Below are 12570 nucleotides of genomic sequence, written 5' to 3' on the forward strand. Positions count from 1 at the left end.
CCGGCTCAGGTGCGGGTCACATCCGTTCCGACGCACGCGTCCGACGCACACGCCACGAGATATCGCGTCGGCAGTTCGAGCGGGTGCCCGCCGGATGTGTGTTCCGTGGTGTGCAGGGCGATGTCGCCGTCGGCGACGACGTCATATCCGTTTCCTTCGAACAGCAGTCGCAGCCGTCCGTCGTGCGCGGGGGCGATGCGGGCGCCGAAGTCGAAATGGGCCGCCAGACCGGCTGTCTTGGGCAGTTGTTCGCCGCCGGCGAGCAGTTCGGCGATGTACCAGCCGGTGCGCTCGGTCAGCTCCTGGGTGAACAGCACTCCCGCCCCGCCGAGCAGGAGCCTGATGTTCCTCAGCATTCTCGTGCGGTCGTCCGGGGCGAGCTGGTGCAGGACGCCGCGCATGTAGACGTTGACGTCACCGAACTCCGCACGCAGAGCCGTCACGGTGTCCTCGTCGAGCAGGTCGGCGCGGCGGTACGTGACGTTGGGGGCCCCGTGCGACGCGGCGGCCAGTTCCACCGCGGCCTCGGCGATGTCCACTCCGACGACCTGCGGAAAGTGCCGCGCCAGCCACTGTGTCTGCCGTCCGCTGCCGCACCCGACGTCGACCAGGGGCAGCGACAGGTCTGCGTGGTCCCGCAACAGCGGCAGGTGCCGCGCCGCGGTGAGCCGGGGCGCGGAGTCCCAGAGCGCGGCTCCGGGCTCGGCGGGCAGGCTCGACCAGAAGGCGTCCCAGGCCGCGCCTGTCATACGCCCACCCCCGAGGACACCAGAGCGCCGAGCGCCGCGCGGTCGACCTTTCCGTTCGCGGTCCGTGGGAAGCCGCGAACCGTGTGCAGCGCGTCAATGACCATGTAGGGCGGCAGCGAGCGGGCGCAGTGCCGGCGCAGCTCCGCGATCTCGGGCGCCCACCCGGTCTCGGGAACCACGAAGGCGTGCAACCGCGCGTCCAGGCCGGTGCCCGCGACGACCACCACGGCGTCGCGCACCGACGCGTGGGCGACGAGGACGCCGCTCACTTCGGCCGGCTCGATCCGGTGGCCGCGCACCTTCACCATGTCGTCGATCCGGCCCCGGTACTCCAGCAGACCGTCGGCGTCGTACCGGCCGAGATCACCGGTCCGGTAGGGCCCGTCCTGCGGCGTGCCGCCCCAGTAGCCGAGCATGACCGTCGGGCCACTGACCACGATCTCACCGTCGTCCAGCGTCACGGTGTCCCCCGCGGCTGGTGATCCGATCGGGATGTCCCCGGTGCGCGCGAGGTCGGCGGCCGTCACCTCGTACGAGGTGCACACATTGGTCTCCGTGGGGCCGTACCAGTTGAGCATGCGGACGCCGGGCCAGGCGCGGCGCAGGTCCTTGAGCGGCTTCAGGGGGAACCGCTCGCCGGCGAAGACACACGCCCGCAGTGCCCCCGGTCCGCGCTCCAGCAGTTCGCCGTACTCCGCCATGAGCACCCAGACGGACGGCACGGAGTACCAGACCGTGATCCGGCGTTCCAGCAGGAAGCCGACCAGCGGGTCCGCGGCCTGGGCGAGGGTCTCACCGATGAGGTGCACCGACGCGCCGGACCGGAAGCCCGCGTAGAGGTCGAAGACGGAGAGGTCGAAGCCGAGGGCGGCGTGGTTGGCCAGCCGGTCGGCGGCGGTGAGTGCCAGCTCCCGGCAGGCCCAGTCGACGAAGGCGAGCGCGTTGCCGTGGCTCAGGCAGACGCCTTTCGGTGACCCTGTCGACCCCGAGGTGTAGAGGATGTACGCCGGGTCGGCGGGCCGGACCGGATGAGGAGAGGCATGGGCGGCGTGCGGGCCGTGCGCACCTTCCCGGTACAGATCCGCGCAGGGTACGGAGAGGAGGCCGGGGACGTGCTCACCGTGATCCGTCACGGTCAGCGCCGGCCGGGCGTCGGCGGCGATCCGGGCGACCCGCTCGCGGGGATTGCTCCGCGGTAAGGGGACGTGGATCGCGCCGCACCGTAACACCGCCTGGCCGACGGCCACCGCGTCGGTCGTCTTGTCCGTCCAGACCAGGACGCGGTCGCCCGGCCGGACGCCGCGACCGCGCAGCGCCGCCAGGTACGTGTCCGCGCGCGCGTCCAGTTCGCCGTAGGTGAGGCCGGTGGTGAGGTCGTGGACCGCCGGCGCGTCCGGTGTCCGGGCGGCGGCGTCGGCCACCGGGCTGTAGAGGCTCACAGTCCCAACTCCCTGGCGATCAGCTGACGTTGGATGTCGGATGTACCGGAGAAGGTGGTGGCGGGAAGGGCGTCGCGCACCTCGTCCGCGATTCCGTACTCCGTCAGGAAGGCACGGCCCCCGAAGATCCGGCCGGCGTCGAGCGCCGTGGTGACGGCGGCCTCGGACACGGCCAGCTTCGCCAGGGCGACCCACAGGGCGGGGTCCCGGCCGGCGTCGATCTCGGCACAGGCCCGGTACAGGAGGAGTCGTCCGCTCTCCAGCCGCAGTTTCATGTCCGCCAACCGGTCGGCGACCGGTGGAAGGTCGGCGAGCCGTTTTCCGGACTGCCGCCGCTCCCGCGCATGTTGGACGCACCTGCGGATGACACGTTCCTGCTGGCCCAGGTAGATCGCGAACAGGCAGGACCGCTCCCACAGCATCGACGCCTGGAACACCAACTGCCCTTGGCCGGGCGAACCCAGCACCCTCTCGTCCGGCACGAAACACCGGCTGAACCGCACCTCGCCGGCCTGGCAGCCGGTCAGGCCGGACTTCTCCATCGGCTCTCCCGCGACCAGGCCGGGGGAATCGCGGTCCACGGCGAACGCGGTGGAAGCGAAGTAGCCACCGTCCGGATCGGTGGTCGCATAGGTGACGTAGAGATCGGCGACCGGGCCGTTGCTGACGAAACTCTTCACCCCGTCGAGCAGGTATCCGCCGTCCGTCCTGGTGGCCCTGGTCACCAACCGGGAGATGTCCGATCCCGCCTCCGGTTCTGTCATGGCGTTGCCCGCCATGAGCGCGCCCGAGCACAGTGCGGGAAGCAGCGTCTTCCGCGTCGCCGGACGTGCGAACTCCAGTACCGGCCTGACACAGGCGAAGAGATGGGCCGCCGCGGCGAACAGGAGTCCGGTGTCCGCGCCGCCGTCGCTCGCCGCCTCGTACAGGAGGGCCGAGTCGAGAGCGCCGAGACCCGCACCGCCGCACTCCTCCGGGACAGCCGCTCCCAGCAGTCCGAGGCCGGCCAGTTCCTTGCGGACAGTGCCGTCGAACGTGCCGGCGGAAGCCCTCGGGGAGAGGGCCCGGGCGGCCTCCCGTGTGCGTGCGTACCGCTCTTCCTGTTCAGCGCTCAGGCTGAAGTCCATAAGACGCCTTTCACGCGGCGATGACCGGACGGGCGGTGGACCAGTGGGGATCGTCCATGATCTCGATCACGGCGCACGCGATATTCAGTCCGGGCCCGACACCGAGCATCAGGAAATGGTCCCCGCGTCGCAGTTCGCCGGAGAGCAGAAGCTGTTCGAGTGCCACCAGTTGATCGCTGGCGCCGATATGTCCGACGGTACGCCCCTGTTCCCACGTCGAGAGAGACATGGGCAGACCCAGCGGAACCATCGCGCGCCCTTCGACACGTTCCCGTGACCCGTTGGCATAGGCGACACGAGAGACGTCATCCATCGTGATGCCGGCTTCCTCAAGAGTGCGGCTGACGATGTCGTCCTGCGCGGCCACGAGTTTCAGCGGGCCGGCCGGGTCCCGGTCCGGACCGTCCAGCCAGCGGTCCTTGGACTCGCCGAAGTCGAGCTTGTCCGACCGGCCGGCTCCCGGAGGGAACAATGGCTCGGACCCGCGGTGCATGGCCTCGTACTCGGGAAGCGTCACCGCGTTGACGGACTTCAGCCGGGCGAAACCCTTCCGCCGACTGAGGACGACGGCGGAACCGGCGTCACCCATGACGAAGTGCGGACTGAAGCTCCAGCGCTGGAGCAGGTCCGAGGTGAAGTTGTCGCCGGAGGTGAGCAGCGCGGCCTCGTGCTCGGGCGAGGCCATGAGGTGAGCCGCCGCGAGTTCCAGCGCGGAGAACATTCCCATACAGCCCTGCCTGATTTCGGCCGCGGTGGCCTGACCGGCTCCTGTGTGTCTCTGCACGTAGTACTGCGGGCACCAGCCGTGGGGTCCTTGATACCAGACGCTGACGTAGAGCAGCAGGCCGAGGAACGCGGGGTCCAGTTCGGCCCGTTCGAGTGCCTGCCGGCTCGCCCGCACCGCCATCTCGGGGGCCGGGATGTCGCCCGCGACGGTGACGCTGGTGATTCCGTACTCCTCCGCGGCGGTCCGGTCGATCAGCTTCCGGTCGACCGCCCATCCGATGGGAACCCGGTCGGGAAGAAAGGAGCCCAGACCGCTGATCAGCACATCGGATGTCTTCATGACCCACCCCAAATATTCTCGGATGATCTCGGTCGTGAAACGCAAAGATTGGCCCAAGAGGAAGCCGGCGTGCATGGTCGACGGCGGAGTCGGGCATCCTGGCGCGCTTTTCCGCAGGGTGACGTGGGGATCCATTGGACGGAAAGTATGAGATCGGCTGCGGCCGTGAAGGGCAATGGAGAAGACCGGAAAAGGAGTGCACGCAGATTCCGGTCCATCCCGGAACGTTCCCTTTTGTCATTCCTTGCGGCGGATCACGTTACCTGAAGAAGTGTGCGGTCTCTGCTGCGCGCCACTCGCCCATGTGCCGACCCTCGAAACCCGTCGTCGTCCGACGGACGACGGAAAGGCAGCATTCTTGAACGCAAGAGTGCACCCCCTTTCCGTGTGCGTCAAGAGGTCACCTTTGGGGCGACAGGTGAGTAATGGGAACATGCGGCCGCGACAAATGTCTTCACCGTCGAGCAGGAGACACCTGCGTCCGAAGTACACACGTCGTGGTGCGAGCGGACCGGGTGGTGCACGGCCGGGTCGTGCTCCAGTGAGCCTTTCCGACCTGATCACTGGCGGCCACCGGCCAGCCGCCGTGAACGCGGGACCCGGTGGCGTCGCGTCGGCTGCCGGGTGACAAGCACCGAAGGAGACCTCGGTCCTGGGGCCCGCCGCGCCGCGGTGGTGACCGCGGTGACTCCCGCACTCGTCGGTGCCGTGGCCTGGTAGCGCTTCGCCACGTCGGGCGAACTCGCCCGGCGACGGGCACCTTCTTCGCATGAGGCCGGGGGAAGTGGGACGGCTCCGGGTGGAACGGCTCCGGGGTGAGCCGGCGGAGTTCGACGCCGACGCGTGCGGGGCGTTGCCGCGGCGGAATCAGCGGCGGTGGGGTGAGTGTTGTGTGCGGGGTCTGACGCCGGGCCGTCGGCGCGAGTCGATCCGGCCGAAGGCCGAGCAGCTGCCGGAGGGCAACACGCAGGCCCCGCAGCAGTTCGTGAACCGGTCGCCGCGCAATCCCCTGCCGGTGCGGCGACGGATCGCCGTGGTCGATGTGGAAGTCGTCCCGGGGCCGGCGCTCCACGTGGTAGCCCAGGATGTCGTCCAAGGCACCCAGCATGGATGACATCTCGGTCAGGGTGCCGAGTGAGTCAGGAACAGCCTCAATGCCCCTGTGGAGCAATGCGCTGCGTGCGAAGGACAGCGAGCAGCTCGAGTTGGCAACCGAGTCGGTGCCGACGACCGGGGTGAACCACAGCAGCCATTGCCGTCCGTCCTCGCTTTACAGGTTCAGGCAGTTGACCTCAAGGAGCCCGAGATCAGGATGTACCAGACGCTTGCGTTCATTGCACCGGAACTCGACATCGTACTGGGCCCACTCGTCGACGAACTCAGGGCTACGCGCGCTCAGTTCTGTGATCATCGCGGTGACTTCCGGGTCATCGCTGCCGCGCCGGGCCGTAGCGGCGCGCAGGTCGGCCACGAAGGAGCGGGTCTTCTCGGCGTGGTCCTCGGGCGGGTAGAGCGCCCGTGCGGTCGGGTCGGTGAACCACCGGTCCAGGAAGATTGAGGCCCGCCCCGTTGCGGCCGGTGGCGGGCCGAGTAGCGCATCGGCCAGCCGGTTCTGCACCAGCGTGACACGCAAATCAGTGACTACCTTGGCCGGTGTGCCGTCCAGGCGGTGCAGCAGGTCGAGCATGCCCGGGTGGACGTGGTCGGCCGGACTGCCGGACGGGGGAATCGGGCGGCCCGCCAGTCTGAAGAGGTGATCGCGCTCGTCGCGGCCGATCCGCAGGGCTCGCGCCAGCGCAGCCACCATCTGCTCGGACGGCTGGGCGCCCGCCCCGCGCTCCAGCTCGATGTAGTAGTCGACCGAGGCTCCCGTCAGCTGAGCGACCTCCTCGCGGCGCAGACCCGACACGCGGCGGCGAAACCCGGCGGGAAGACCGACGTCCTCGGGCCGGATCCTGTCCCGGCGCGACTTCAAGAAGGCACCCAATGCGGCTAGTACTGCAACGGTGCTTGCTCTGATTGCTGGGCAGCTTTCAGGGATTGTGTCCACGTCTTTTGTAGTGGCTGGTGCGGGCTTGGTGTTGTCGTCTGCGGCGCCATGTCGACCAGTGCAGGATGTGGTCGACCGGGGTGGGGCGGCGGTCGGTGAGGCGGGTGCGCGCCGATAAGGCGTACGCCTCCCGGAGGAACCGCGCCTACCTGCGTAGACGTGGCATTCGCTGCACCATCCCGGACAAGGCCGACCAGGCCCGCAACCGAAGGAAACGCGGCTCCCGCGGCGGCCGTCCGCCGAAGTTCGACCCGGAGGACTACACGGCCCGGCACACGGTCGAGTGCGGCATCAATCGCCTCGAAAGGCACCGTGCCGTGGCCACGAGGTACGACAAGCTCGCAGTCCGCTACGAGGCAACCGCTCTGGTAGCGGCCATCAACGAGTGGCTGTGACCAGCACATCTGACGCCATGCCCTCTCCGAAGCGGCCAGCAGCTGATGCACCGCTCGCCCAAGCCCGAGCGCTACGACGTCTGACGGGAGATACCTGTCAACGCCGGTGATGTCAGGAAGACGTCAGGCAGAAGGGGTGGCCAGCCGGATCCAGGAGTACCCGCCAGCGTCCGTCGCCGGGCTGATGGTCCGGTCTGGCCGCGCCGAGTTCCAGGGCCAGCTCTTCCATCGCATCGAGGTCGTCAGCACGGAAATCCAGGTGGAACTGCTGTGGCACGTCCTGACCCGGCCACTGCGGAGCCCGGTATCCGTCAACCCTCTGGAACCCCAGATCGCAGCCGGAGTCGTCCGTCAGAGCGACGAACTCGTCCGCACTGAAGAGTTCGCGCATCCCGGTCAGTGCACCGTAGAAACCCGCCAGCGTCTGCGGGTCGGCACAGTCCAGAGTCACCCCTCGCAGTACAGCGCCTGGCACCATTCGCTCCTTCGCGTCCGCGCGTCTGTCTCCGTGAGCCGCCGCCGCACGCGATCACCGGCCACAGCCACAGCCACACCGTACTCGCCACATCCACCGCTGACGTAGCGATTTATCCCTGCCTCAGAGCAACGGGTGGCTGTGACCGGCGCTTTCGATACACGCCCCAGTCGAACTCCGTCCTCTTTCGAGCCGACGGGTCCGCGGATTCCTGGAGGGGAAAACCAGGGAACCGGAGGGTGGCTGGGCTCCTGGAGGCAGAGTAGCCCGCGGGTTCCGGGCCTCCGACTGGCCTCGACCACGTGAGCTGGTCCCAGCTGTCAGTGGGTTTCAACCCCACTTAGCAATCTTTCGGGAATGATCTGTATGCAGTGTGACTTCGCGATCTTGTAGGGATCCTGGTCGGGAACGGGTACAACCACGGCGTGATCACCCGGAGTTGTCTGGACTCCTGAAGATCGTGCGGTGGCCTCTGACCAGGTCAGTAACCTGATCACAGGACGAGCACGAGCTTGCCGCCAGGCCGACGGGCCTGGCTGAGCTTGGCCGCCTCCTGGATCTGGTCGAGCGTGTAGGTCCGGGCGACCGATACGACCAGTATCCCTTCGTCGGCCAGCTGGGCGAACTCGCTCATCCGGTCGTAGCGCATCTCGATCTGGGTGATCCGGGTGCCCAGCTCGGCTGCAGCGGCGAAGTCCGAGACGGTGAGGACGCGGTCGGGTTCCCCGGTCAGCTCGATCAGGGACGGCAGCGAGCCGCCGTCCGGGCTGGCCTGGTCGGCTCGGTCGATCCGGCCGCCGGTCGGGGCCGTGTCCAGGGCGCGGTCGACGCGGGCACCGGCCAGTGCGGCGACGCGTTCGGCCATGCCGTCGCCGTAACTGGTCACCCGGGCGCCGATCCCTTCCAGGACTGCGGCCCGCGTCGGCCCGGCGGTGGCGATCACCCGGACACCCCGGTGCAGCGCCAAGCGCACCGCCGCCTCACCCACCGTGGAGCCCGCGCCATGGACGAGCAGCAGCTCACCCGGCTGGACGCCGAGGTCGTCGAGTGCGTGCCATGCCGTCTCGGCCGCCATCGGCAGCGCGGCGGCCTGCTCGGCGCTGACGCCCACAGGAATGTGAGCCCAGACCGCCATCAGCGCATACTCGGCGGCCCCGGCCGTCGGGCCGCCGAAGGCCGCCGGGCCGAACACACGGTCGCCGATCTCGACGCCGATGACGCCCTCACCGAGCGCGTCGACGGTGCCCGCGACCTCGACGCCGAGCCCGCGCGGCAGTGGCGGCAACTGGTCGGCGAGCAGGCCGTCGACCACCGCCCAGTCGCCCGGCGTCAGGCCGCACGCCCGCACGGCGATCCGGATCTGGCCGGGTCCCGGCTCCGGCTTCGGGACCTCGCGGAGCACGATCACGTCCGGGGATCCGAACCGGTCGAACTGAAGGGCCTTCATGACGATCTCCTAGGTGATGACAGCATCTGTTGTCATCGATCTTAGCGTCACGACGACAGCCTCTGCTGTCATATCCTGGTGGGCATGCCGAGATGGGAGTCAGACGCACAGGGGCGGCTCGAGCGCGCGGCGCTCGAACTGTTCGAGGCGCAAGGGTTCCAGCGCACCACGGTCGCGGAGATCGCACGCACCGCCGGTCTGACCGAGCGCTCCTTCTACCGATACTTCCCCGACAAGCGGGAAGTCCTCTTCGCCGGCAACGAACTCGAAGCCCACCTTGCCGCCCGGGTCGAGGCGGCCGACCCCGGCCTCACGCCGATCGAGGTGCTACTGACCGCGCTGGGGACCGCCGACGAGGTCTTTCACTCGCGCGAGTTCCTGCTGCGCCGCGTCAGGGTGATCGCCGCCAGCCCGGCACTGGCCGAGCGCGATCTGATCAAACTCGCCGATATCGCCGACGCGCTGGCGCAGGCGCTCGAACACCGCGGCGTCGAGCCCGGCAAGGCACGCTTCATCATCGACGTGGCGATAGCGGTCTCCCGGCGCGCCACGTCCCGCTGGCTGGCCGACCCCGACGCGACTCTCTCCGAGCTCGTCGCCCTGACCGCCGCCGAACTGCGTGAGTCGGTCGCGCCGCTGGCCCCGACGGTCGGCTGAGCGCATTGTGGCAAAGGGGGTCCCAGCTCGTGCATTGCGCGACGCGAGGGTGCGATGGACGTGGCGGTCGGCGCTTTGGTGTGCGCGGTCAGTGTCAGGCAGGTTCCCGCAGTCGACGAATCCCGAGCGCTCCGCTCGTATTGTCGTTGAGCTTGTCCATGGCCGGTCGGGTCGGCCCGGGCGCTGGCGAGACCGGAAGAACAGAGCGCTTGAGGACACCCTGGGGATGGTCCGTGGGGAGGCGGAAGCGCGAGCGCCGGCGGACATGCAGCGCGGGGAGTACGAGTAGCGGGTCATGGCTGCCCCGCCAGGTCCACAGCGCGCATGCCCGCAGCGCCGCTAATGCCCGCAACGCCCAGCGAGACGTCGCAGACCCGGCCCCGGGCGCGCTACGCGGACACCACCACCACATGCTTGCCCGAGATGCCGCCGCGCTCGAACGCCCGGTGCGCGGCGGCGATGTCCGCGAGCGGATACACGCTGTCGATCACCGGGCGCAGCGCACCCGAAGTGACATGGCCGGCCAGAGTGCCGAGCAGGGCGGTGTCGGGATCGGCACTGAAGGCGCGGATGCGACGGGAGCCGTACACGCTCGTCGCGGCGATCGAGGCCAGGGCCGACGGGGACAGTCCGACGGTGACCATCGGGCCACCCTTGGCCAGCCGGCTCCGGTAGCGGTTCAGTTCCGAGCCGACGGTGTCGACGATGACGTCGAACGGCCCGATCCGGTCCGAGGGGGTGGAGCCGTAGTCCAGGACCTCGTCGGCACCGAGGCCGGTGAGGAGCTGGGCGTGGCGGTCGCGAGCCAGCGCGGTCACCCGGCCGCCCATCGCGTGTGCCAGTTGCACGGCGGCCGTGCCGACGCCGCCGGCCGCGCCACGCACCAGGACGCGTTCCCCGCCGGTGAGACGCACGCTGTCACGCAGCGCGATCAGTGCCGTGGAACCCGCGACCACCAGGGGGGCCGCCTCGACCGGCGACATGTCCGCCGGGGCCGGTGCGAGCCGGTCCGCGGACACCACGACGTACTCGGCCGCGCCACCGGTGATGTGCCGCTTCCGGGGATGCACCGTGCCCCACACCCGTTCCCCGACCGTGACCCCTTCCACCCCGGGGCCGGTCGCCGCGACGGTGCCCGCGAAGTCCAGCCCCGTACCGATGGGGAAGCGGCGCCCGGACATGAACTTCACCTCCCCGGCGCGGACGATCGCGTCGTGTCCGTTCACGCTGGACGCCTCGGCCGACACCAGTACCTCGTCCGTGCCGGGAGCCGGGCGGTCCACGTCGTTCACCCGCAGAACGTCCGGCGCACCGTAACTCGTGATCTGGGCGGCCTTCATGTCGCTGTCCTTCCGTGGTCGGCTGGGGTGGATCCGATGCTGGACCCTGCGCGCGACCTCGACCTCACAGGCGTCCACATCTTCCTGGGACAGCCAGAGCCACCCCCAGCGGGCGTGCCGGCGGCATACTGACGCCGTGACCGACGCATCCCTCGCCATGCGCGGCGATCCCCGACGCGAACTCGCCACGTTCCTGCGAGCTCGCCGAACGCGGCTGCGACCGGAGGACGTCGGCCTGGAGCCGGGCCCGCGGCGGCGCGTCGCCGGGCTGCGGCGGGAGGAACTGGCGCTGCTGGCCGGGGTGAGCGCGAACTACTACCAGCGCATGGAGCAGGGACGCGACGTCCGGCCCTCCGAGCAGGTCCTCGACGCGCTCGCGCGCGCCCTGCACTTCTCCGCCGAGGAGTCCCGGCATCTGCACAGCCTCGCCGCAGCCCTCGACCGCCTGCCGCCGTACCCCCGCACCCGCACCCAGCAGACCGCCTTCCTCCGCGACCTGGCCGACCGCCTCCACCTGCCCCGCCTCGCACCCACCCACCAGACGTGCCCGGAGCGCGCGGCCACGGTCGCCGAGCTGATCGGGATGTTGCGGACGCAGGTCGCCGCCGATCCGGCGCACCCGCGCGCCGTCGAGCTGGTGGGCGAACTCGCGGTCCGCAGCGACAAGTTCACGACCCTGTGGGCCCGCCACGACGTGGAGGCACCGACCCGCGGCCGGATGCGCGTCGACCACCCTCTGGTCGGGGAACTGAACCCGGACTGGGACGCCTACCCGATGCCGGGCTCTTCCGGCCCGATGCTCATCGTCTGCACCACCGCCGAAGGCAGCCCCGACGCCGAGCGGCTCCAACTGCTCGCGGGCCTGCTCGACGCCCGCTGACCCCCACGCCGAACCACCGGTTGACGCAACCATCGCGGCCGACGGCTCCTGGCTCGCCGCGACCAACCAGGTGTCGTCCTGTCGGCGGCGGAGGACTCAGGGCCGAAGAAGATCCGCCAGGCTTCCCTGACGCCCTTCTCAGCCTGCTCCGGATTCTCCGGCGCTCTACCCGTCGACCTGTTGACCGTAATGGGGCTGAACGACTCGTTGACGGGCGGCAGGGTCCGGTTCGTTCCGCGACGGCCGGGTCAGGACGCCTTCCAGAGGGTCAGTTCGGTGACGTAGTCGCGTGCCTTGAAGCCCTCGTCGTCCGTCTGGACGGTGACGTCCTTGATGCTGAGCATCGCCAGGTTGTCCTCGTCGGTGACGGTGCACAGCACCGTGCCCGGGGTCAGATGGTCGCCCTGGGCCTCGTCGGCGAGCTCGGAGGGCAGCGCGTCGGTCGCCGCGCCCTCGACGCACTCCTCGGGGGTGGTGCCCGCGCTCTTTCCCGCGGTCGTCACGAAGCGCAGGGTGTACCGGCCGCCGAACTCCTCGTACTGCAGCTCGGCTCCCGTCGTCGTGCTGGAGGCCTTGGTGTCGATCTTCGGTGCGTCCAGGTCGACGTTGGTGTACGAGCTGCGGCCGGCGGTGAACTGGGCGCGCAGGGTGAGCGGCTTGTCCTTGAAGATCTCCGTGTAGTCGCTCGGCGTCGCGTTCGCGGTGGAAGAGGCGACGGTGCTCGGCGTGGCGCCGGCGGGGGTGTGCGATCCGGCGGTCGCCGAGGAGGCCGGTTGTCCACCGCTGCCCTCGGCGTCGGCGTCCGTGTCGTCGCCTCGGGTGAGGACCCAGGCGCCTGCCGCGATCACCGCCAGGGCCAGCGCGGCGGCGCCGACCGTCAGCGGGGTCCGGCTCCGGGTCGGCGCCAGTGCTGTCGGCGGGCCGGAGGGAGGCGGGGCTCCGTGC

Annotated in this window: 10 protein-coding genes and 3 pseudogenes; 4 read left to right on the forward strand and 9 right to left on the reverse strand. The window is 69.8% G+C overall.

Translation table 11 applies throughout. The features are described 5' to 3' along the window. Positions 1–5 precede the first annotated feature (5 nt). Genes AOK01_RS11820 through AOK01_RS11835 form a run of 4 tightly spaced genes read right to left on the reverse strand, consistent with a single transcriptional unit; the run spans position 6 to position 4381 of the window. Positions 6–749, reverse strand: a complete 744-nt coding sequence (locus tag AOK01_RS11820; RefSeq protein ID WP_055510925.1) for a class I SAM-dependent methyltransferase — start codon at positions 747–749, stop codon at positions 6–8. Next, positions 746–2188, reverse strand: coding sequence for an AMP-binding protein (locus tag AOK01_RS11825; RefSeq protein ID WP_055510926.1), 1443 nt, complete (start codon positions 2186–2188; stop codon positions 746–748). Before AOK01_RS11825 ends, AOK01_RS11820 begins: the two co-directional genes overlap by 4 nt. Further along, positions 2185–3315, reverse strand: a complete 1131-nt coding sequence (locus AOK01_RS11830) for an acyl-CoA dehydrogenase family protein (RefSeq protein WP_055510927.1) — start codon at positions 3313–3315, stop codon at positions 2185–2187. The genes AOK01_RS11825 and AOK01_RS11830 overlap by 4 nt, the downstream gene beginning before the upstream one ends. 10 nt (positions 3316–3325) lie before the next feature. After that, positions 3326–4381, reverse strand: coding sequence for a ketoacyl-ACP synthase III family protein (locus tag AOK01_RS11835; protein ID WP_055510928.1), 1056 nt, complete (start codon positions 4379–4381; stop codon positions 3326–3328). Positions 4382–5150: 769 nt separating this feature from the next. Between AOK01_RS11835 and AOK01_RS46105 the strand changes: the two genes are divergently transcribed. Then, positions 5151–5495, forward strand: coding sequence for a transposase (locus AOK01_RS46105; protein WP_079103353.1), 345 nt, complete (start codon positions 5151–5153; stop codon positions 5493–5495). A gap of 37 nt (positions 5496–5532) precedes the next feature. Here the strand turns inward: AOK01_RS46105 and AOK01_RS11845 are convergent. Then, a pseudogene (locus tag AOK01_RS11845) lies at positions 5533–6401 on the reverse strand (helix-turn-helix transcriptional regulator). A gap of 107 nt (positions 6402–6508) precedes the next feature. On the opposite strand from AOK01_RS11845, the pseudogene AOK01_RS11850 reads away from it, so the two are divergent. Next, positions 6509–6826, forward strand: a pseudogene (locus AOK01_RS11850) (transposase); the annotation flags it as partial. A gap of 112 nt (positions 6827–6938) precedes the next feature. On the opposite strand, the gene AOK01_RS11855 reads toward AOK01_RS11850, so the two are convergent. Then, a complete protein-coding gene (locus tag AOK01_RS11855; RefSeq protein WP_190854956.1) occupies positions 6939–7304 on the reverse strand; it encodes a VOC family protein in 366 nt (121 codons plus the stop codon). Positions 7305–7794: 490 nt separating this feature from the next. Further along, positions 7795–8748, reverse strand: coding sequence for an NADP-dependent oxidoreductase (locus AOK01_RS11860; protein ID WP_055510930.1), 954 nt, complete (start codon positions 8746–8748; stop codon positions 7795–7797). 84 nt (positions 8749–8832) lie between these two features. On the opposite strand from AOK01_RS11860, the gene AOK01_RS11865 reads away from it, so the two are divergent. Beyond that, positions 8833–9405 carry a TetR/AcrR family transcriptional regulator gene (locus AOK01_RS11865; protein ID WP_055510931.1) on the forward strand — a complete coding sequence of 191 codons (573 nt, stop codon included), beginning with the start codon at positions 8833–8835 and terminating at the stop codon, positions 9403–9405. A 389-nt stretch (positions 9406–9794) separates the two neighbouring features. On the opposite strand, the gene AOK01_RS11870 is transcribed toward AOK01_RS11865, so the two are convergent. After that, entirely contained in the window at positions 9795–10745 is a 951-nt protein-coding gene (locus AOK01_RS11870; protein ID WP_055510935.1) for an NAD(P)-dependent alcohol dehydrogenase, read from the reverse strand. Positions 10746–10881: 136 nt separating this feature from the next. Between AOK01_RS11870 and AOK01_RS11875 the strand changes: the two genes are divergently transcribed. After that, positions 10882–11625: a helix-turn-helix transcriptional regulator gene (locus AOK01_RS11875; protein WP_425424732.1), complete on the forward strand. Its 744-nt coding sequence runs from the start codon at positions 10882–10884 to the stop codon at positions 11623–11625. Positions 11626–11873: 248 nt separating this feature from the next. On the opposite strand, the pseudogene AOK01_RS11880 reads toward AOK01_RS11875, so the two are convergent. Then, positions 11874–12570: pseudogene (locus tag AOK01_RS11880) on the reverse strand (serine/threonine protein kinase); the annotation flags it as partial.

Origin of the sequence: Streptomyces aurantiacus, from assembly GCF_001418335.1 — a bacterium.
Lineage (GTDB): Bacteria > Actinomycetota > Actinomycetes > Streptomycetales > Streptomycetaceae > Streptomyces > Streptomyces aurantiacus.